Source organism: Vibrio phycocola, assembly GCF_053850235.1.
Genome location: NZ_JBSQDJ010000002.1, coordinates 346581 through 367046 on the forward strand (window position 1 = coordinate 346581; position 20466 = coordinate 367046).

General features: G+C 43.0%; 20 protein-coding genes. 13 read left to right on the top strand and 7 right to left on the bottom strand.

Features of this window, described 5'->3' with window-relative positions; genetic code table 11:
* Positions 1-369 precede the first annotated feature (369 nt).
* The 7 genes from ACWU4D_RS04890 (at position 370) to ACWU4D_RS04920 (ending at position 7738) form a co-directional block, all read left to right on the top strand.
* Entirely contained in the window at positions 370-2229 is a 1860-nt protein-coding gene (locus ACWU4D_RS04890; protein WP_456050274.1) for a DEAD/DEAH box helicase, read from the top strand.
* A 235-nt stretch (positions 2230-2464) separates the two neighbouring features.
* The gene (gene thrS, locus ACWU4D_RS04895) at positions 2465-4393 is read left to right on the top strand and encodes a threonine--tRNA ligase (protein WP_456050275.1); all 1929 of its coding nucleotides are present in this window, start codon (positions 2465-2467) and stop codon (positions 4391-4393) included.
* 27 nt (positions 4394-4420) lie between these two features.
* Complete coding sequence (gene infC / locus ACWU4D_RS04900; protein ID WP_456050276.1) at positions 4421-4954, top strand: translation initiation factor IF-3; 534 nt, start codon at positions 4421-4423, stop codon at positions 4952-4954.
* 118 nt (positions 4955-5072) lie between these two features.
* A complete protein-coding gene (gene rpmI, locus ACWU4D_RS04905) occupies positions 5073-5267 on the top strand; it encodes a 50S ribosomal protein L35 (RefSeq protein WP_456050277.1) in 195 nt (64 codons plus the stop codon).
* A gap of 42 nt (positions 5268-5309) precedes the next feature.
* Positions 5310-5663, top strand: a complete 354-nt coding sequence (rplT, locus tag ACWU4D_RS04910; protein WP_456050278.1) for a 50S ribosomal protein L20 — start codon at positions 5310-5312, stop codon at positions 5661-5663.
* A 71-nt stretch (positions 5664-5734) separates the two neighbouring features.
* Entirely contained in the window at positions 5735-6931 is a 1197-nt protein-coding gene (locus tag ACWU4D_RS04915) for a sugar efflux transporter (RefSeq protein ID WP_456050279.1), read from the top strand.
* A 273-nt stretch (positions 6932-7204) separates the two neighbouring features.
* Positions 7205-7738: an N-acetyltransferase family protein gene (locus ACWU4D_RS04920; protein ID WP_456050280.1), complete on the top strand. Its 534-nt coding sequence runs from the start codon at positions 7205-7207 to the stop codon at positions 7736-7738.
* A gap of 112 nt (positions 7739-7850) precedes the next feature.
* Here ACWU4D_RS04920 and ACWU4D_RS04925 read toward each other — a convergent pair whose 3' ends face one another.
* Complete coding sequence (locus ACWU4D_RS04925) at positions 7851-8327, bottom strand: FKBP-type peptidyl-prolyl cis-trans isomerase (protein WP_456050281.1); 477 nt, start codon at positions 8325-8327, stop codon at positions 7851-7853.
* Positions 8328-8556: 229 nt separating this feature from the next.
* Here ACWU4D_RS04925 and ACWU4D_RS04930 point away from each other — a divergent pair, with 229 nt between their 5' ends.
* A complete protein-coding gene (locus ACWU4D_RS04930; protein WP_456050282.1) occupies positions 8557-9180 on the top strand; it encodes an OmpA family protein in 624 nt (207 codons plus the stop codon).
* Positions 9181-9263: 83 nt separating this feature from the next.
* Here the strand turns inward: ACWU4D_RS04930 and tal are convergent, their stop codons facing one another.
* On the bottom strand, positions 9264-10214 hold the full coding sequence (gene tal, locus ACWU4D_RS04935; protein WP_456050283.1) for a transaldolase: 951 nt from the start codon (positions 10212-10214) through the stop codon (positions 9264-9266).
* A gap of 429 nt (positions 10215-10643) precedes the next feature.
* Between tal and ACWU4D_RS04940 the strand changes: the two genes are divergently transcribed.
* Complete coding sequence (locus ACWU4D_RS04940) at positions 10644-11627, top strand: sugar-binding transcriptional regulator (protein ID WP_456050284.1); 984 nt, start codon at positions 10644-10646, stop codon at positions 11625-11627.
* A gap of 6 nt (positions 11628-11633) precedes the next feature.
* Here ACWU4D_RS04940 and ACWU4D_RS04945 read toward each other — a convergent pair whose 3' ends face one another.
* The 3 genes from ACWU4D_RS04945 to moeA are packed head-to-tail and all read right to left on the bottom strand — an operon-like array spanning position 11634 to position 14513.
* The gene (locus tag ACWU4D_RS04945) at positions 11634-12470 is read right to left on the bottom strand and encodes a sulfurtransferase (RefSeq protein WP_456050285.1); all 837 of its coding nucleotides are present in this window, start codon (positions 12468-12470) and stop codon (positions 11634-11636) included.
* A 21-nt stretch (positions 12471-12491) separates the two neighbouring features.
* Positions 12492-13253 carry a molybdopterin-synthase adenylyltransferase MoeB gene (gene moeB / locus ACWU4D_RS04950; RefSeq protein ID WP_456050286.1) on the bottom strand — a complete coding sequence of 254 codons (762 nt, stop codon included), beginning with the start codon at positions 13251-13253 and terminating at the stop codon, positions 12492-12494.
* 18 nt (positions 13254-13271) lie between these two features.
* On the bottom strand, positions 13272-14513 hold the full coding sequence (moeA, locus tag ACWU4D_RS04955; RefSeq protein ID WP_456050541.1) for a molybdopterin molybdotransferase MoeA: 1242 nt from the start codon (positions 14511-14513) through the stop codon (positions 13272-13274).
* A 277-nt stretch (positions 14514-14790) separates the two neighbouring features.
* Here moeA and folE point away from each other — a divergent pair, with 277 nt between their 5' ends.
* Entirely contained in the window at positions 14791-15444 is a 654-nt protein-coding gene (folE, locus tag ACWU4D_RS04960; RefSeq protein WP_456050287.1) for a GTP cyclohydrolase I FolE, read from the top strand.
* A gap of 109 nt (positions 15445-15553) precedes the next feature.
* On the opposite strand, the gene eutC is transcribed toward folE, so the two are convergent.
* Positions 15554-16402, bottom strand: coding sequence for an ethanolamine ammonia-lyase subunit EutC (gene eutC, locus ACWU4D_RS04965; RefSeq protein WP_456050288.1), 849 nt, complete (start codon positions 16400-16402; stop codon positions 15554-15556).
* Positions 16399-17799, bottom strand: coding sequence for an ethanolamine ammonia-lyase subunit EutB (locus ACWU4D_RS04970; protein ID WP_456050289.1), 1401 nt, complete (start codon positions 17797-17799; stop codon positions 16399-16401). Before ACWU4D_RS04970 ends, eutC begins: the two co-directional genes overlap by 4 nt.
* A gap of 190 nt (positions 17800-17989) precedes the next feature.
* Here ACWU4D_RS04970 and ACWU4D_RS04975 point away from each other — a divergent pair, with 190 nt between their 5' ends.
* From ACWU4D_RS04975 to ACWU4D_RS04985, 3 genes are all read left to right on the top strand, one after another.
* Positions 17990-19006 carry a helix-turn-helix domain-containing protein gene (locus ACWU4D_RS04975; protein ID WP_456050290.1) on the top strand — a complete coding sequence of 339 codons (1017 nt, stop codon included), beginning with the start codon at positions 17990-17992 and terminating at the stop codon, positions 19004-19006.
* A 122-nt stretch (positions 19007-19128) separates the two neighbouring features.
* On the top strand, positions 19129-19827 hold the full coding sequence (locus ACWU4D_RS04980; RefSeq protein WP_456050291.1) for a UTRA domain-containing protein: 699 nt from the start codon (positions 19129-19131) through the stop codon (positions 19825-19827).
* 89 nt (positions 19828-19916) lie between these two features.
* On the top strand, positions 19917-20438 hold the full coding sequence (locus tag ACWU4D_RS04985; RefSeq protein WP_456050292.1) for an NUDIX hydrolase: 522 nt from the start codon (positions 19917-19919) through the stop codon (positions 20436-20438).
* Positions 20439-20466: the final 28 nt, after the last annotated feature.

Sequence of the window (20466 nt, forward strand, 5' to 3'; positions counted from 1 at the left end):
GTTTGATTTGTGCTTATGAAAAAGGTCGTCAACTAATGATAGTAAGAATGTCGATTTATTCACACGTTGATCTGGGTCTTTTGAGCAATTAAGTTACCCGAAAGAGGTAGGCGGTACCTGTCGCAACTGGGCATCGGGGGCTTTTTCGCTGATATAACAACTAAAAAGTAAAAATATGTGACGGAATTCAATTTTTTCTGGCTTTTTAAGGGCAATTAGGGAATAATCCGCGTCCTTTGAGACGTCCCTAGCCGCTTTGGAGTATTTCAGTAAGTAGCTTTGCATCTTAGAATAGTATCTTTCCCAGTTTAAATGGGGAATGGTGAAGCGCATGGGACCTGATATTTACGTATAGTTAGTGGGGACCCCATGCCAGAAGAAGTAACAATCCAATTTAGTGAATTAGCGTTAAACAAAGATGTCCTATCTGCATTAGATGCAATGGGATTTGTAAACCCAACGCCAATTCAAGCCGCTGCCATTCCTTTTCTTTTAGAAGGGCGTGATGCTCTCGGTAAAGCACAAACCGGTACTGGTAAAACAGCTGCATTTTCGCTTCCTTTATTGAACAAAATCAACCTTGCTCAACATAAACCTCAAGCGATCGTTCTTGCTCCAACTCGCGAACTTGCGATTCAGGTTGCAGCAGAAATTAAATTACTTGGTAAAAACATCAAGGGTTTAAAAGTTCTTGAGATTTACGGTGGTGCTTCAATCGTTGATCAAATGCGTGCTCTACGCGCAGGTGCTCACATTGTTGTTGGTACACCGGGTCGAGTTAAAGATTTGATCACTCGTGACCGTCTACACCTTGATGAAGTTACAACATTCATCTTGGATGAAGCCGACGAAATGTTAAAAATGGGCTTCGTTGACGACGTAACGTGGATTTTGGAAAAAGCGCCAGAAACTGCACAGCGTGTACTATTCTCTGCGACCATGCCACCAATGGTTAAAACCATCGTTGATCGTTTCTTACGTAACCCAGCTCGTGTAGATGTGGCTGGAACAAACCAAACTGTTGCGAAAGTAGAGCAGCAATTCTGGGTTGTTAAAGGCGTAGAGAAAGACGAAGCAATGATGCGTTTGCTTGAAACCGAAGAAACCGATGCGTCAATCGTATTCGTTCGTACTCGTCAAGACACCGAACGTTTGGCAGATTGGTTAGGTGAGCGTGGCTTTAAAGCTGCAGCTCTGCACGGTGACATTCCTCAATCTTTGCGTGAGCGCACTGTTGATCATATTAAAAATGGCGTTATCGATATTCTTGTTGCAACCGACGTCGTTGCTCGTGGACTTGATGTGCCTCGTATTACGCACGTATTTAACTACGATATTCCGTTTGATGCAGAATCTTACGTTCACCGTATTGGTCGTACTGGCCGTGCTGGACGTAAAGGTAAAGCGATTCTATTGGTTCGCACCAACCAAATTCGTATGCTGCGTACTATTGAACGTGTTACTCGTTCGTCAATGGAAGAGATTCAACTTCCAGCTCGTGACAAAGTCGCTGAAGCACGTCTCATTAAGTTAGGCGAAGAACTTGCGTCAGAGACCGGTCACAAAGCATTAGACAAATTCTCTGAGTTGGTTGAAAAGCTGCAAACATCTTTAGAGATCGATGCAACGACTCTCGCGGCGATTTTGCTTAAGCGTCAACAAGGTAAACGTCCACTATTTTATGTGGGTGAGGACCCAATGATTGCGCAAATCGCTCGTGATAAAGCGCGTCGTAGCGAACGTCGTGATTCTCGCGATTCTGGTGGCTATTCACGTGACCGTAATCAAGATTGGGAAACCTATCAATTACAAGTGGGTCGTGAACAAGGCGTACAAGTTAAAGATATCGTTGGTGCGTTGGCCAATGAACTTGGTTTAACCAAAGGATCGATCGGTGCAATTAAACTTGCTCCAGGCCATACCTTTGTTCAGTTACCAAAATCCATGTCTGCTGATGTAACTCGTAAACTCAGCAAGCTACGCATTCGCCAAAAAGACGTAAGCGCAGTGGTTAGTGACTTTAGTGACTTCCGTGAAAACCGAGCTCCTCGTGGTGGCAACGGCGGTGGTGGTAATCGTGGCGGCAACCGTGACAATAACCGTCGTGGCGGTAATGGTGGTAACGGCGGAGAGCGTCGTTTTGACCGTAACCGTGGTGGTGATAGCCGTGGTAGTTACCGTGGTGAACGTGGTCATAACCCAAACAGAACTCGTCGCGCAGACGCTTAATTTAAGCAATTGAGTGACAAATAAAACCCATGATTCGTCATGGGTTTTGTGTATTTGGGGGAAATAAGATTTATCCATTGTCATTTAAACCATTTGCTTTAAAATACCTCTTCGTTTATCGGAGGGCATTCGTATTTGTTCTCCTTTTTTTATTATTATTGGTTGGTTCTACCAACTGTATTTACTTTTAAATGCAAGTGTTGCTTAGTGTGCAACACCACTGTAAGGATTCCACATGCCTATTATTACTCTTCCCGACGGTAGTCAACGTCAATTCGATGCTCCTGTTTCTGTTTTAGAAGTCGCTCAATCTATTGGTCCTGGTCTTGCGAAAGCAACCATAGCTGGACGAGTAGACGGTGTTCGCGCTGACGCGTGTGATGTCATCGAGCAAGATGCTGCACTGGAAATTATTACCAATAAAGATGACGTAGATGGACTTGAAATTGTTCGTCACTCATGTGCGCACTTGTTGGGGCATGCAATTAAGCAGTTATACCCTGATGCAAAGATGGCGATTGGTCCTACAATCGATAACGGCTTTTACTACGATATCGACCTAGAGGAGTCACTGACAGACGAAGATCTAGAGAAGATCGAAGCTCGTATGAAAGCATTGGCGAAAACCAAATATGCTGTCGTTAAGAAAAATGTAAGTTGGCAAGAAGCTCGCGATGCTTTTGACGCTCGTGGAGAATCCTACAAAATTGAAATCCTAGACGAAAATGTGTCTCGTGATGATCGTCCAGGCTTATACCACCACGAAGAATATATCGATATGTGTCGTGGTCCACACGTACCACATATGGGCTTTTGTCAGCATTTTACGTTGCTTAATGTGGCTGGTGCATACTGGCGCGGTAATAGCGATAACAAGATGCTGCAACGTATTTATGGCACAGCATTCCATGATAAAAAAGCACTTAAGGCGCACTTAACTCGCTTAGAAGAAGCGGCCAAACGTGATCACCGTAAATTGGGTAAACAACTTGATTTATTCCATATGCAGCAAGAAGCGCCAGGTATGGTGTTTTGGCACAATCATGGTTGGACTGTCTATAAAGAGCTCGAAAACTTTATGCGCCAGCAGTTGGTTAAGTTTAACTACGAAGAGGTTCGAGCACCGCTTATCCTTGATGTGAGTATGTGGGAGAAATCCGGTCACTGGGATAAGTATGGTGATATGATCTTTGCAACTGAGTCGGAAAAGCGAACTTACGCGGTTAAACCGATGAATTGCCCAGGTCACTTACAGATTTTTAACCAAGGTCTTAAATCCTATCGCGATCTTCCTTATCGTATGGCGGAATTTGGCCTTGTGCATCGTAACGAGCCGTCTGGCTCATTGCACGGTTTGATGCGAGTTCGTTCATTTACACAGGATGACGCTCACGTATTCTGTACCGAAGACCAAATTTTGCAGGAAGTCTCTTCTTGTATTGAAATGGTGTTTGATACTTACGGTACTTTCGGCTTTGAAAATATTGATATTAAGTTATCAACCCGTCCAGAGCAGCGTGTTGGTTCCGATGAAACTTGGGATAAAGCAGAAAAAGCACTTGAAGAGGCTCTCGAAGCCAATAACTTGAGCTATGAATTGCAGCCGGGTGAAGGGGCATTTTACGGACCGAAAATTGAATTTACGCTCTATGATTGTCTCGATCGTGCGTGGCAGTGTGGTACTATTCAGCTCGACTTTTCAATGCCGGGCCGTTTAGGTGCGACTTATATCGATGAAAACAACGAACGCCAAGTTCCGGTGATGATTCACCGAGCAATTTTAGGGTCGTTAGAACGCTTTATTGGTATTTTAGTTGAAGAATATGCTGGTTTCTTCCCAACGTGGTTGGCACCAGAACAAGTTGTTGTCATGAATATTACGGACAAACAATCTGATTATGCTCAAGAAGTTGCACAAAAACTGCAAAAAAGTGGTATTAGAGCAAAAGCGGACTTGAGAAATGAGAAGATTGGCTTTAAAATTCGCGAACATACTTTGAAACGTGTACCTTATATGCTCGTTTGTGGTGACCAAGAAATGGAAGCCGGCGAAATTGCTGTTCGTACACGCAAGGGCAAGGACTTAGGTAAATTTAAATTGGACGACTTTATTTCATACGTTCAAACCGAAGTTTCTAGCCGTAAGCTTAATCTGGAGGAATAAACTATTAAAGGTGGAAGACGTGGCCAAGTGCCAGCTAAACAATCACTGCATCGTATTAACAACGATATCCGTGGCGTTAGCGAAGTTCGCTTAAGTGGAAGTGGCACCGACGGTGATGATTCAAAAATTGTTTCACTTGATGAAGCAATGGATATCGCTGCAGAGGCCGGAATGGATCTAGTTGAGATCAGCCCTAATGCGGAACCACCAGTCTGTCGTGTGATGGACTATGGTAAGTTTATTTTTGAGAAGGCTAAAGCAGCTAAAGATCAAAAGAAAAAGCAAAAACAGGTTCAGATTAAGGAAGTTAAATTCCGTCCTGGAACTGATGTAGGAGACTATCAGGTAAAACTACGCAACCTGACTGGTTTCCTTGAAGACGGCAACAAGGTGAAGGTAACAATTCGCTTCCGTGGCCGAGAGATGGCTCACCAACAGATCGGTGTGGACGTTCTTAATCGTTTGAAAGAAGATACGGCTGAATTTGCAGTTGTTGAATCTTTCCCAACGAGAATTGAAGGCCGCCAAATGATCATGGTTTTAGCCCCTAAGAAGAAGTAATTAACGGCTTACAAGTAATAGAACCTTGCCGTTCCTTTTATAAAAAGGAGCACGGTGGGGTTTTTATTCGCCCTAATTACACGTTTATTAACTTAACTACAATGCGGAGTTATTCATCATGTCTAAGATGAAATCCAATAAAGGCGCTGCGAAGCGTTTCAAAAAAACTGGTGGCGGTTTTAAATTTAAGCACGCTACTAAACGTCACATCTTGACTAAACGTACGACTAAGAACAAGCGTCAGCTACGTCCAAATGCCATTCTTCCTAAATGTGAAGTTGCTGGTGTTGTTCGTATGTTGCCATACGCTTAATTCTTTTTTGTATATTTATTCGTTTAGTTTAGGAGAAGCATAATGCCTCGCGTAAAACGTGGTGTACAAGCTCGTGCACGTCATAAGAAAGTTCTAAAACAAGCTAAAGGTTACTACGGAGCACGTTCACGTGTTTACCGCGTAGCTTTCCAAGCTGTAACTAAAGCTGGTCAATACGCATACCGTGACCGTCGCAATAAGAAACGTCAATTCCGTCAACTATGGATTGCACGTATCAATGCAGCATCTCGCCAAAATGGTCTATCTTACAGCCGTTTCATCAACGGTCTTAAGAAAGCATCTATCGAGATCGATCGTAAGATCCTTGCAGACATCGCAGTATTCGATAAAACAGCATTTGCTGTGCTTGTAGAGAAAGCAAAAGCTGCACTTTAATTAGTAAGCAGTTCCCGTTTTCTGAAAAGGAGAGCTTCGGCTCTCCTTTTTGTTTTTCTAAAAGAGAAACTATGAATTCTAAATTGTTCAGAGGGGAGTCGGGAGTCTACTTCGCCATTATTGGTTTAACGGGATTGTCATTCGCTTTCATCATTCCAATTATGGCTCTCTTCTTAGTCAAAGAGCTCCAGATCGAGCCCAGTTATATTGGTTTATATACGGTTAGTACTGCATTATCTACCATGGTAATTAGTCAGTTACTGGGTAACATGAGCGATCGTGGTGTCGATAGCAAATATCTCTTTCTTCTTAGCGCTGCTGCTATGGCACTTGGAGGTTTTTCATTCGCAATATTGACGCAATTTTGGCAAGCACTGATTGTTGGTGTGTGTTTTATGTCATTTGGTGGTGCGTCAATGTCACTGCTGTTTGCTATGATTCGTCGCTATTCCGAGCGTAGTGGACAAAATAGCACTCGTATTAGCTCTCAGATGCGGGCTGCAATGTCCTTAGTTTGGGTGGTAGGGCCAACGTTGGCTTTTGCTTCAATGGAGTACTTAGGGACACGAAGCAACTTTATCTTGGCTTCGGTCATTAGTGTTACCGTGTTTATTTTTGCGGCACTGAAACTGACACCTGAAACTAAATCAGATAACTATGTGACTTCCCATGAAGCAATCAAGAAAAGAGTAGCGATACCTTTTTCGGTTTGGGCTTTGGGTTCAGGGATATTCTTCGCCAGTTTAGCCAATTCGGTCTATTTGAATTCGATGCCGATTTTTATGATTGATGAGTTAGATATGCCTGTGTCCTTACCAGGAATACTGTTAGGTCTAACCGCAGGGCTCGAAATTCCCGTAATGCTCGTTGCCGCGCATTGGTCTGCACAAGTAGGTAAAATAAGAATGATGCGAATAAGCTTTTTATTTGGCCTGTTATTTTACATAGGGATGGAATGGCTTGACGGCTATGGGAGCTTTATCGCTTTGCAATTGTTAAATGGTTTATTCTATGGGACGTTCGCCGGTTTAGGTGTCACGGTACTACAAGATTTTGCACCTCATATAGTAGGGAAATTATCGGCCTTTTATACCAACTGTATGACGATTGGAAATATGTGTGGTACGTCAATATTAGGCATCGTTGCACAATACCATGGTTTTAGAAACACATTGTACGTGTCGATGGTGGCAATATTTCTCTCATTTTCTATCTTTTTAGTGTTTGAATGGCGTTCTAAAGCGAAAAACACCGAAGCTGGATATTAGAATAAAACCCATGTAACACCAGATCAGGACAAGGTGATTGTGCCTTTATCTTGAAAGCGACGTATTTATACATAACAATGGACTGAATAAAAGAGTAATATATTATATATTCCACCACATTTGATGTCTTGTGTGTTGTAAATAACACGTAGACACAGTATTTTTAAGCAACTTCTTTTGATTTGTATTGATGGTAAAGTCATAAGGTTGCATTACCTTTATCAAGATATTCGAATTATCACAGGCTAACAGGACGTTAGAAGGACAAGAAAAATGGATTTTAGAGTCGCGCAGTATAGCGATTATGAACAGATAGCTCGCATGCAAGCTGAGAATTGGAAAAACTATTATCGTGACATTATGAGTGCTGACTACTTACTCAAAGAAGTCGAAGATGATAGGAAGATGATTTGGCAAACTCGCTTAACAAATCAATCAATGAATCAGCATGTTATTGTTTTTGAAAACAATGGCTCCCTATGTGGGTTTGTTTGTGCATTCGGTAATCATGATTTTGAAAAAGGCTCAATTATCGAATCTCTTAATGTGGCTCCAGAGTATCAAAGTCAAGGTTGCCGCCAACGTCTTTTGGTCGAGATGACTAAATGGATCGGGCGTTATTTCCCAGATTCTGGAATCTATGTCGAAATAGGCGAGCAAAATACCGAAGCTTTAGCATACTACAGCGGACTTGGCGGTATTAGTACATCGAAAAAGGTTTGGGATACACCTTGTGGCGCAAGTATTACTGAACGTGTCTTTACATGGGAGACACCTCAGACGCTTCTTGATGCTATTGGTGACTAGAGTTTTTGTTAAAAGATAGTAAAAGATTGATAAAAAAAAGAGCGATAGCCAGTTATATGGATATCGCTCTTTTTTTGATATGACAGCAATACGATGAATTAACCGTCGCAGATTACTGTACGTTGATAAGTAACACATCGAAGATGAGTACGGAACCTGGTGGTACTTTTCCTACACCACGTTTGCCATAAGCAAGGTTATGTGGCACATAGAGGCGTATCTTTTGTCCGGCTACCATCAGTTGTAAGCCTTCTTGCCACCCTTTGATTACTTGTCTCACCTTAAAAATAATTGCATCACCACGTTCAACAGAACTATCAAATACACTCCCGTCGATCAACGTCCCGTGATAATGAACGGTGACTTTTGAAGCGCTGCTTGGGTGAACCTCACCAGTGCCTTCTTCGACAATCTCATACTGCAAACCACTTTTTGTCGTAATGACGCCGTCACGTTGGCCATTTTCTGCAAGAAAACGTGTACCTGCTTCGATATGTTCAACGGCTGCTCGACTTGCTTTCCAGTTACGATAAAAAAGTATTATGCCCATTGCGAGCAAAATACCCGCGAAAATCTGGTTATTATCCATAAAGTGTCCTTAAATTATACTCATGGCTATTTGACTAAAAAGCGTGGTGTGAAGCAATCCCTATATGTTAACAAATAGGAAGGTTTTACAAAATTTAACTATAAAGTTTTCGAAATTTTGCCGATACAGCATAAGACGAAGAAATGAAGAGTGCACGATAATGAAGTACATGGTTTGCTTAATGATAGTGTTATTGACTGGTTGCAGTTCAATGAAGAACTCAAGCTATATGAGGAAAAGTAAACTTGATGTCGCGCCTAAGTTTGATCATGAGGTTGCTCATCCAGAGTGGGGGCGAGTGGCTAGAGTTGCATCGAACGACCAAATGGGATTAAAAAAAATCTCTAGTACGCCGCTTCCTAGAACCGCGCAAGCAACGTCAACAAGTCGAAACAATACCACGCATCAATCTAAAGCCAGTCATGATGTAAAAGGGTCGCTCAAGGTTCTTATGAATTATTTTGAGCGCAACAGTATTCGTTACGAGCTTATCCCTGGCAAACACGCCATGCTGCGTCTATTACAACCAATATACTTTCAACTTGATTCGATGAAAATGACAGACCAATCGCGAGACTTTTTAGACCATGTCGCTCGTTATTTGGCAAATTATCAAGGTGTTGAAATGGTCATCGAAGGGCATACTGATAATACTGGTGCTTCGGCCTACAATGATACGTTATCGTTAAAGCGAGCCAACGCGGTCAAACAATGGGTGGTTGGACGCTTTAGTCATTTGAAAAATATTTACGTCCGTGGCTACGGCAGTGCGGTACCCGCATGTGAAAATACCACCCAGAGTGGCAAGGCGTGTAATCGTCGAGTGGAAGTCTTTTTTATCCTTCCTTCCTAATACCTATCTACTATGATGAAATTGAAAAAAAATGCCAATCTAGATTGGCATTTTTTATTTGAGCGGTTTTTGAAAATTACCGATTAAAGCTGAGCTTTAAGCATTGCTTCTAACTTACCTTGGTCAATGGCAAAGTTACGGATTCCTTCTGCAAGTTTCTCAACTGCCATTGGATCTTGGTTGTGATCCCATAGGAATTCTGGATGTGTTAGAGCAGCAGGCGCGGGCTTGGTATCGCTTACCGGGCTAAGTTTCAGCTCTAATTCACCGCTTGAATCTTCTAACTCTTGAAGTAAACTTGGCGCGATTGTTAGGCGATCACAGCCTGCTAATTCAAGAATCTCGCCGATGTTACGGAAACTTGCTCCCATAACAACCGTCGGGTAACCATACTCTTTGTAATAGTTATAGATTTTACTTACCGAGACAACGCCAGGATCTTCACTGCTCGTGAACTCTTTGCCTTCTTTGGCTTTATACCAATCAAGAATACGTCCAACAAATGGTGAGATAAGGAAAACACCCGCTTCCGCACACGCACGAGCCTGAGCGAAAGAGAAGAGTAAAGTTAGGTTACAATTGATCCCTTCTTTCTCTAGTACTTCGGCAGCACGAATCCCTTCCCAAGTTGCAGCGACTTTAATTAGGATACGGTCATTAGTGATACCAGCATCATTGTACAAGCCAATAAGCTTACGTGCTTTCGCGATGGTTTGTTCTGTGTCGTAAGAAAGACGAGCATCGACTTCAGTTGAAATTCGACCAGGGATCGTTTTTAGAATTTCTTTACCGATGATAACGGTAAGCATGTCGCCAGTATCAATCAATTGTTGCGCTTTATCATCACTTTGGCTTTTTGCATAAGTAATGGCTTGATCAATAAACGTGCTGTATTCAGGAATCTGAGCCGCTTTTAGGATGAGTGATGGGTTGGTTGTCGCATCTTCTGGCTGATACTTTTTGATCATATCGATTTCACCAGTATCTGCAACTACCGTGGTGACTTTACGCAGTTGCTCTAATTTATTGTTCATATCATCTCTTCTCATTTCGTTTAGGCAGTTGTTTAACGTGCGGCAACGATTCAAGTACTTCCGTACGGCCGTCACTCAATTATAATCAGTTACTCTCATCATGTGAGCATATGTTTGGTTGTTGAGTAAATGATATGGGTATAATTATCCTAACAGCTGGGAATGTCAATTCTATCTTTACTTATATCGTAAAATGAAGACATACATGGTGAAATTCCTTACTTAGTAGCAAATAGTAGCAAAATGACGATTGCTGATAGAGTCAGACGTGCAGGTGTTTGGTGAATTTAGACTGACCATATTTCTTGAGCATATGTAATGGTAGAGAGAAATTGCTCGCAGAATAAAAGGTAATAGCATATGCTAGGGGAGTGTACATTTGCTCAACAATGATAATTGCTCATTGGGAGGCTATAAGTAGGAATGGAAATGGCTAGTTCAAAACTCAGTTCGACTTCGAATGATACGGATTTGCTTACAGAAATCGCCGTGGCCTATTACCAGGACGGGGCGACACAAGAAGAAATTTCTCGAAAGTTCAACGTATCGCGGGCCAAAGTGGGGCGGATGCTAAAACAAGCTCGAGATGAAGGTATCGTGGAAATTACCGTGAAATACCATCCTGTATTTAGTACCAAAGTTGAGCAACGGCTTATGGAAAGGTTTGGTATTAAACGCGCGTTAATAGCCCTCGATCAGCCAAATGAAGATCTCCAGCGAAAGCAAGTCGCGGGTTTAGTCTCCAATTACTTATCAAGCAGTTTACGCAGCGGTATGGTTGTCTCGGTTGGTCAAGGACGCAATGTTTCTGAGGTGGCACATCATGTCGGGGTTATCACACCAAGAGATGTAAAGTTTGTATGCAGTATTGGTGGTATTCACCCTAGAGGTGGTGCGTTCAATGCTGATCATATATGCCGGCAACTTGCGAAGAAGTATGGTGGTACGTCGGAGACGTTGTACGCGCCAGCATACGCAGTGAATCGGGAGCAACGGCTAGCCTTTATGCAAAATGAAACCGTCAAGCAAACATTAGATTTGGCTCGAAAAGCCGACGTCGCCCTAGTGGGAATCGGTGATATGAGTGAAAACAGTTATATGGTTGATTTGGGATGGTTTACCGCTGAAGAAGTTTTGTTATCGAGATCTCAGCAAGGCGTTGTTGGTGATTTTGCTGGCTATGATTTCTTCGATATCCAAGGAAAAGAGGCAAAAACGGTAATGAGTGATCGTATCATCGGTTTAAGTATTAACGAGTTCAGACCGATTTCAGAAGTAATTGCGATTGCATCGGAAAATACCAAACCATTGGCGTTACTTGGGGCACTTCGCACTGGCACTATTGATATCTTAGCGACCAGTGTCAGTAACGCCTTAACCATATTGAATCTAGACGAACAACTAGTATCCTAGTTAGCGCTATTTCTCGATAGGCAGTTTGAGATCGGCTCCCCAATCTGTCCATGAGCCATCATAAACCTTCATTGTCGATTCGGGGACTCCTGATAGCAAGGCAGCGAGCAGAACAATACAAGCAGTAACACCAGAGCCACAACTGAAAATAAGTTCATTGGGTTGCTCGTTTTGAATCGTTTTGAAGTAAGGAGCGAGTTGTTCGGGTGACTTCATCTGATGCTGATCCATGAGATCAAGAAACGGAATACATACAGATTGAGGTATATGGCCGCTGCGTATTCCCGCTCGTGGCTCGGGTACTTCAGCATTAAATCTTTCCAAGCTTCTAACATCAATTGTGACGCTGTTATTGTTGTCTATCTGTGCGAGCACATACTGGCTATCAATGAAAGAATTTCCGTTGAGCTTGCCATTGAAATCACCTGGTGTCGACGTTTGGTGATATTCGGTTTCAAGTGGGTAATTGTTAGCTTTCCAAGAGGTCAGTCCGCCATCTAAAACCGCAACATTTTTGTGTCCCATTGCTTTCAACATCCACCAAGCCCGTGGTGACGCAAATGTGCCAGTGTTGTCGTAAACGATGATGGTGGAATCATTATTGAGGCCAAGCTCTTGAGCTAATTGATTAAACCTTTCCTCAGTCGGCATCATATGAGGCAGTGTCGCGTCTAACTCGCAGAAGACATTATCGTAGTCAAAACGGCGAGCGCCCGGAATCACATTGGTTGTATCTTTTTCAATTTCTCCAGGGATCTGGAATGCCATACTGCAATCTAAAATGACAACCGATGGGTCAGCTAACCGTTGGCGTAACCATTGAGCAGAAACTAATGGACTCATAGTAAGACTTCCTTGTTTAGGTTAATCGGATTGAATATCACCACATACTGCGCAACTATCTAGTTTACTTAGTTTGAGTTCGCGCCAGTTTGCGTATAAGGCATCAAATAACATGACTTTACTTTGTGCGACTTCGCCATAGCCAGTAAGCATTTTAATGGTTTCGATCGCCTGCATGGACCCAATAACACCAACGACCGGGGCTAAAATCCCACTGGTCACACAGGAAAGGTTTTGCTCACCAAAGCGTTGACTAAAACACTGGTAGCAAGGTGTATCAGGTTGATAAGTATACACGCTCACCTGGCCTTCCATACGAATTGCAGCTCCAGAAACTAACGGTGTTTTGTTGCTGTGGCAAAGTTTATTTAGTTGATTTCGAGTCGCCAAGTTATCACAGCAATCGACCACGATATCGTGCTGTTTAATGAGGGTCATCATCGGGCCATCATGAAGCCGTTGCGCAATCGCGCTTATCGATACGCTGTTATTAATTTGAAGTAAACTGTCGCGGGCAGATTCGACCTTGTCTCGTCCCACATCCTGATCACCATGAAGAACTTGACGCTGTAAGTTGTGAAACTCGACTTGGTCATCGTCGACGATGGTCAAGTGACCAATACCCGCACTGACCAAATAAGGCGTCGTTGCACACCCTAATCCCCCAACGCCAACGACAAGGACTCTGGCCGACTTAAGGGCTTCTTGTCCCTCAAAATCAAAACCCGTTAGGTTTATTTGGCGGCTGTAACGCAACATCTCTGAATCGGTTAACGTGCTCATTGGTCTATCTCAAATCGGTTAGTACAGCGAAGAATTAAACGGTTCAATATTAACCGATTCACCCATTTCTACTTTGCCGCGCTCTTGCTCTAGCACGATAAAGCAGTTAGCCGCGCTCATTGCGGTAAAGGCTCCAGAACTTTGATTTCCGGCAGTCTCAACAACCAGTTTTCCATCTTCGACCCAATAAACACCACGTTGGTAATCGGTGCGTCCTTTGCCTTTCTTAAAGTTAGACTTACTTGTCGCCGGTATTGATGGCGGAGCTTGCCAATCAATTTCTCCTGACAGTTTAGCGAGCAGTGGCTGAACAAGAACGTACATAGTGACCATGGCTGATACTGGATTTCCAGGCAGACCACAGAACAGTGCTCCATCTAATGCGCCAAAGGCAAAAGGCTTGCCGGGTTTTATAGCCAATTTCCAAAAATTAATCGTTCCCAGTCGAGCAAGTATGTCTTTGGTATAATCCGCTTCGCCAACACTGACACCGCCAGAGGTAATGACAACATCGGCCATCGCTTGGGCTTTATCAAAGGCTTGTTCTATGGTTTCTTGAGAGTCAGGAATAATGCCCAGATCAATTGCTTCGCATCCAAATCGGCTTAATAATGCTTCAATGCCATAGCGGTTACTGTCGTAAATATCCCCTTCATTTAATGTCGTTCCTAAAGGCTTAAGCTCGTCTCCCGTGGAAAAAAAGGCGACTTTGGGACGCGAATAAACATCGAGAGTAGGGATCCCAAGGGAAGCGATGAGGGGTAAATCTCGAGGTGTAATACGATGTCCTTTACCTAAAACAATATCCCCGGAATGTAAGTCGTCACCAGTAGGGCGAATATTTGAAAGAGGTTTGAGTTGGGTGGCATCGAGTTCAAAAGTCACCTTATTATCAGTGACAGTGGTGTACTCTTGCATAATCACAGCATCACAACCTGACGGAATTTTAGCGCCAGTCATAATGCGTACCGCGCTCATTGCTGGCCATTGAGCTTGAAAAGGCTGTCCGGCTAATGCGCGACCAGCAACTTCTAAGGTGAGATTTTGTTTGAGATCGTCGATGCGGACAGCATATCCATCCATCGCGGAGTTGTCGAAAGGCGGAACATTAATTGGAGAGCAAACATCGAGCGCTAATACTCTGCCTAAGCACTCTTCAAGTGGTAAGTTTTCGCTTGTGTTTACTACAGACGTTGCCAGTAGCATCTGCTCGATGGCTTTGTCGATTGCCAGTAATCCAGGTGCATCACAGCTTCCCATATCCATTCCCTTCCTATCTATAATTAGTATGTGTTTCTTTTTTTGTTTCGGGGTGTATTTATCGCAACGAGATTGAACCGGTGAACGAGGAAATACGTCGACAATATAGTACTGCAACAAATGCAATAGGCAAGTAACCGATGCGTTGCTTTCCATGACTAGATCAAATACCTGTCAGAATTTGTGGATGTAATTCCTCTAAATTGCGAGTATCCTTTACGCCATTCGGATGGGGGGCTAGGGCTAGTCTCTAAAAGAATTGTCGATGAGGAAGTGTATGACAGATCTAAGTGAATCAGCAATCAAGGTAAAACAAGCGCTTGAACAACGTGGCTTGGAAACGCCAATGAAGCTAAACAGTATCGGACGTGAAGAGAAAAAAGATCACATTGAACGTCATATGCATGAGATTTTAACCTTGCTTGGGCTTGATCTAACGGATGATAGTTTGGAAGAAACGCCTCGTCGAATTGCGAAAATGTATGTTGATGAAGTCTTTTCAGGTTTGGATTATAAAAACTTCCCCAAAATAACGATGATCGAAAACAAAATGAATGTGAGTGAAATGGTACGAGTAAAAGACATTACCGTCACCAGCACTTGTGAACATCATCTTGTCACGATTGATGGCAAAGCGGCCGTGGCGTATATTCCGCGCGGTAAGATCATTGGGCTTTCGAAAATCAATCGTATTGTGCGCTTCTTTGCGCAGCGTCCTCAAGTTCAAGAGCGTATGACACAACAGATACTGGTAGCGCTGCAAACCTTATTAGAATCTGATGATGTTGCGGTGACTATGGATGCTACTCACTACTGCGTTAAATCTCGTGGTGTTATGGACGCGACCAGCGAAACCACCACAACAGCATTAGGCGGTATTTTCAAATCTATTCCCGCCACTCGTGCGGAGTTTTTCTCTGGATTGCGTTAGTTCCTACAATCCTGACAATATGTAATTGATACTTTAATAGCCTCTACTTTAGAGGCTATTTTTGTTTCTATGGATATCTTGCAAAGAGTAGATAGAGCACATGAAAACGCTATGACACTGTAAGGCTAAATTGCGGTTTAGTTTGGCTTTCGAGTTGTATATCGTCGGAACGGTCTTTTAATTCAACCCCTGTGAGTTTACGTTGATGTGATTCACTCAAAAGATAAAAACATTTATGAGCCGCTGCGAGGTAATTAAGCCCTTGTGGCCGTACGTTTGAAATGCAATTGCGCAGTGAGTCTTCCGTACCTCGTTTGGGGTTCCAAGTCAGATATAATCCCATACTGTCTGGGGAACTTAAGCCCGGGCGTTCCCCGACGAGCAATAACACTTCTTTTGCTTTTAGTGCTTCTCCGACATCGTCTCCGACCGCGACTCTGGCTTGCTCCACAATGCTAATAGGCGCAATATTCCATTCTTTATTTTCGTCACAACGTAACTGATTAAGCAATGCTTCAATAAAATGTTGTGCGTGATGAGCAATAGCATAGGATGAAAGTCCATCGGCAATAACGATGGCTAAGTCATACTGTTCGTCATTCGACTGTTCATTCTGAAAATTTTGTAAACGAAACAGAGAGGCATCATTCAATTGACGACCAAAATCAGGGCGCTGCAAATACTCCATTCGGTTGTTGGCACAGCTTTGTAACATAAAGGCCGGAAGCAAAGTGCGAATGGAATCACTCTGTTCAAAGCTCTTTATTAACGCGTCTGAATCGAGAGGTACGTGTACCGCATCCATTGCTTGAGCGTGAGACAGTTGAAACTTGAGTAGTTCATGTGTGGGAATACTGGTGCCTACTCGGCCTAGACCAATTCTAGCATCGGTAAATTGACGTAACCTATCCCAAGGATCTTGATGTACCAATTGATCATGCTGTGTTTTTTTTATCATGATGCCACCTGAATTTTCTTAAGGGTATCGGCAAACATGGATGGTAGTGCATCACTAAGTTGAGATTGTCTATTTTCTGGGGTAATCCGCATTGATTTTAACCATTGATCAAATTCAGGTGCGGGACGAGAACCTAATACTTGTCGAGCATACAAAGCATCATGAAAAGAGGTTGTCTGATAGTTCAACATGATGTCATCTGAACCGGGAATGCCCATAATAAACGTACATTCAGCCACACCTAATAGCGTGAGAAGGTTATCCATATCATTTTGGTCGGCGTAAGCGTGATTGGTGTAGCAAATGTCACATCCCATCGGTAACCCAAGTAGCTTGCCACAAAAATGATCTTCAAGTCCTGCGCGCATAATTTGTTTACCGTCAAAGAGATATTCGGGCCCAATAAATCCAACCACAGTGTTGACGAGTAATGGATTAAATTTACGTGCTAACGCATACGCTCGAGTTTCACAGGTTTGTTGGTCGACGCCATGGTGACCATTGGCAGATAACGCACTGCCTTGTCCCGTTTCGAAATACATCACATTATTGCCAACCGTACCTCGATTAAGTTGGAGTGCTGCGTCGTTCGCTTCCGCCAAGATATTTGCATTGACGCCAAACCCTTGGTTAGTGGCTTCTGTACCGCCAATCGATTGGAACACGAGATCGACAGGCGCGCCTTTTTCAATGCATTCGATTGTATTGGTTACGTGGGTTAAGACGCAGGATTGAGTCGGAATCTCATAGTGTTGAATAACATCGTCCATTAGTGTCATCAGCTTCATGGCTTGGCTAACACTGTCGGTTGCTGGGTTAATGCCTATTACAGCATCGCCATTGCCATACATTAAACCGTCAAAGATAGAAGCCGCAATGCCATTCATATCATCGGTGGGATGATTTGGTTGCAAGCGAGTGGAAAGATGTTTAGGCAATCCAATGGTATTGCGAAATTTGGTGATCACTTGGCATTTTTTGGCGACCAAAATCAGATCTTGGTTGCGCATTATTTTCGAAACAGCGGCAGCCATCTCTGGTGTAACCCCAGCTCTTATACGAGCTAGTACGTTACTGGTAGTGGTTTCTTGGAGTAACCAATTGCGAAAATCCCCAACGGTTAAATGGGCAATTTCGAGAAATGCTTTAGCGCAATGCTCATCAATAATTAGGCGAGTGATTTCATCGATTTCGTAGGGAATGAGCGCCTCGTTCAAGAATGTTTTGAGTGGGAGATCGGCTAATACCATTTGTGCAACGGCTCTTTCTTCAGCGGACTCAGCACAGACGCCAGCAAGTTGGTCACCGGATCGAAGTGGAGTCGCTTTGGCCATTACTTCCTTAAGCGAGCTGAATTGATAGGTGTGAGTTCCCAGTTGATAACGATACTTTGCCATTGATGCCCCATGAACGAATTAAAACTAGGCGTAAACTTTGCTTATTTATGAATTCAGGTAAATACAGTCAATATGCGATTCACGTTCCGAGCAACTAACGTTATTACGCAATTGTATTTTTATTAATGATTTCATGTTCTTATTTTGTTGATGCGTCATGTTAATGCACGGCGTAAGGTAAGGAGTTAAAATGAGTTTTCCCCAAGTGCATTATGAAGAAAGTTCATTTGCGCCAAAGCGGTGCAAGTCGTATGCGTTCGATGTCAATCAACAGGCAGAAAGTCTGGTTAAGTGGGAGCAACGTTACGATCAACATGGCCAAGGAACGTTTGCAGGTTATCTTGATGAACTTTCGATGGGGGGAATACACCTCTTCGAAGAATATACCAACCAGACATTATTGCAGCAGTGTTGCGTTAATGAACAAAGCATATGGTTGGGTTTTTCATTGCAGAAGCAACGTCCTAAAATTAATGGTACTCAGATTAATGAAGGGCAGTTGATGATTCGTCCATCGGGTGTTGAATTCGAACTCATCACTCCCCAAGATTTTCATATTTTTGGCTTGGTATTGGATAGCGAAGTAATACAAAAAGAGCTGATTGGCTTGGATGCTGATTTATGGAGTGATCGCATTTCAAAAGTAATGGTCAGCGAATCGAACCCTAGAGTCAGTTTTGAGTTGGCGAAAATCATTCGAATGATGCTCAATAATCTCGATAGCATGCCATTGTCGTCTAATGAAAATATACAGCAAGCGAGAATTGAACGATTAACACCTATGGTGAGTTCTGCTATTGCTGATTTATTGGTTGAAACCGAATCTGGATTACGCGAGGTTCATTCATCTGCACCAACTCGGCGCAGAGTGTTGCAGCGAATTTACAACCATATTGATCAAACGGGAAATTATCCGCTAACCATTACCGAGTTATGTAATATCGCGTTTGTAAGTCGAAGAACACTTCAATACTGTTTTGAACATGAGCTTGGGGTGTCACCGATTCAATACCTTCGCGATCGTCGACTAAATGAAATTCGTCGAATCCTGCTTAAAGATACACATCATCACAAAGTCATTTCCGACTTAGCGATAGAGTTCGGCTTTTATCACATCAGTACTTTTAACCAGCATTATAAGCAATTATTTGGCGAAACCCCTACTCAAACACGAGAGCGATCTCGAGTCTACCTTCATTGTCGTTAGGCTGTTTAGTGCTAACTCTTATTATCCGAAAACAAAGGTTCAATGCTATAGTAAGAGGCTAAGCACCCTGTTGGGCACGAGATTTAAACGCTGATTGGTTTGGTGAGAGTAAGGACTATTTTGTGCAGTATATAAAAATTAACCAAGTCATTGCGGAGCAAATTGAGCAAGGAATGTTGGAGTCTGGACAAAAGCTGCCATCTGAGCGTAAATTGGCGGAGTCTTTTGATACTACTCGAGTGACTTTGAGAGAAGCTCTCTCGTTACTTGAAGCGGACGGGTTGATTTATCGAGAAGATCGTAGAGGTTGGTTTATCTCTCACCCACGGCTGCGTGTGAACTTAAATTCAAAGCAGAGCTTTGTTACGTTAGCAAACGATCAACAACGCCAGCCACGAGTCGAAACCGTTGAGCAAAAAAGCTTAATGGCGAACAAATTAGCCACTCAGTTGCTGCAATTGGCACCATTCAGTGAAGTACTTCAGTTAGATCAACTATTTTATCTCGAGCAACGTCCGGTCTGTTATTCAACTTGTTATATTAACCGCGAGCATTTTAGCGATCTTTTTCAACATTCGGTGGAGCATGGGATACTTGAATGCTGTGAGCAACACTATGGTGTCGAGGTGGTTAACATTCACCATGAGATCACAACTTGCGCTTTGTTGGGAGATATCTGTCAACAACTTCATGCAACGCCAGGTACGCCAGCTTTGGTGATTACACGGCGATTTTATAACTCTCAAGATCAGGTGTTGTTTGCAGAGGTCGCGTACTGGCGTCATAACACGCTTCAGCTCGAGGCGACAAATAGATTTTGATTACACTTCAATCACTTGCTAGAAGGACGCTGGCATGGGATTGTGTTAGCATTGAAACATTGCCACCTTGCTAAACACGCCAGAGACTAATGAGACATTTAAGAACAACAATTCATCCTGATATACCTTCTTTAGATAATCTAACCACTATAACTCGCCAGGCAACCCGTGCGATCGTTATTGACCAGGCGAATATCCTACTGCTTTATACTGAGCGGTATGATGACTATACCTTACCGGGTGGTGGGCTTAACGAAGGCGAAGATCCGATTGAAGGGGTGATTCGTGAGCTGCAAGAAGAAACCGGTGCGATGAATATATCGATGGTCGAGGACTTTGGTATTTATGAAGAATTTCGTCCTTGGGCTCGTGATAATGCTGAAGTGATGCATATGATTTCTCATTGTTACACCTGCAAAATAGATCGTGAACTTGGAGAGACTCGGTTAGAAGATCACGAAGTACGAAATGGTATGAGACCAGTGTGGCTCGATATCCATCAAGCAATTCAACACAATGAAGAGACGATGGCGCACAGTGCAAAAAAGGGAATGAGTATTGAGCGCGAGACGTTTCTCTTACGTAAAATCGCCCAAGAACATGATTTATAAGTATTCTCAGCATAGGTTTCATTATGGA

Coding starts and splice junctions, on each gene's coding strand:
- ACWU4D_RS04920 (WP_456050280.1), top strand. CDS start 7,205: ATGGATTTTAGAGTCGCGCAGTATAGCGATTATGAACAGATAGCTCGC.
- thrS (WP_456050275.1), top strand. CDS start 2,465: ATGCCTATTATTACTCTTCCCGACGGTAGTCAACGTCAATTCGATGCT.
- ACWU4D_RS04985 (WP_456050292.1), top strand. CDS start 19,917: ATGAGACATTTAAGAACAACAATTCATCCTGATATACCTTCTTTAGAT.
- ACWU4D_RS04925 (WP_456050281.1), bottom strand. CDS start 8,327: ATGGATAATAACCAGATTTTCGCGGGTATTTTGCTCGCAATGGGCATA.
- ACWU4D_RS04945 (WP_456050285.1), bottom strand. CDS start 12,470: ATGAGTCCATTAGTTTCTGCTCAATGGTTACGCCAACGGTTAGCTGAC.
- ACWU4D_RS04890 (WP_456050274.1), top strand. CDS start 370: ATGCCAGAAGAAGTAACAATCCAATTTAGTGAATTAGCGTTAAACAAA.
- moeB (WP_456050286.1), bottom strand. CDS start 13,253: ATGAGCACGTTAACCGATTCAGAGATGTTGCGTTACAGCCGCCAAATA.
- eutC (WP_456050288.1), bottom strand. CDS start 16,402: ATGATAAAAAAAACACAGCATGATCAATTGGTACATCAAGATCCTTGG.
- ACWU4D_RS04975 (WP_456050290.1), top strand. CDS start 17,990: ATGAGTTTTCCCCAAGTGCATTATGAAGAAAGTTCATTTGCGCCAAAG.
- folE (WP_456050287.1), top strand. CDS start 14,791: ATGACAGATCTAAGTGAATCAGCAATCAAGGTAAAACAAGCGCTTGAA.
- ACWU4D_RS04915 (WP_456050279.1), top strand. CDS start 5,735: ATGAATTCTAAATTGTTCAGAGGGGAGTCGGGAGTCTACTTCGCCATT.
- rpmI (WP_456050277.1), top strand. CDS start 5,073: ATGTCTAAGATGAAATCCAATAAAGGCGCTGCGAAGCGTTTCAAAAAA.
- ACWU4D_RS04940 (WP_456050284.1), top strand. CDS start 10,644: ATGGCTAGTTCAAAACTCAGTTCGACTTCGAATGATACGGATTTGCTT.
- tal (WP_456050283.1), bottom strand. CDS start 10,214: ATGAACAATAAATTAGAGCAACTGCGTAAAGTCACCACGGTAGTTGCA.
- moeA (WP_456050541.1), bottom strand. CDS start 14,513: ATGGGAAGCTGTGATGCACCTGGATTACTGGCAATCGACAAAGCCATC.
- ACWU4D_RS04970 (WP_456050289.1), bottom strand. CDS start 17,799: ATGGCAAAGTATCGTTATCAACTGGGAACTCACACCTATCAATTCAGC.
- ACWU4D_RS04930 (WP_456050282.1), top strand. CDS start 8,557: ATGAGGAAAAGTAAACTTGATGTCGCGCCTAAGTTTGATCATGAGGTT.
- rplT (WP_456050278.1), top strand. CDS start 5,310: ATGCCTCGCGTAAAACGTGGTGTACAAGCTCGTGCACGTCATAAGAAA.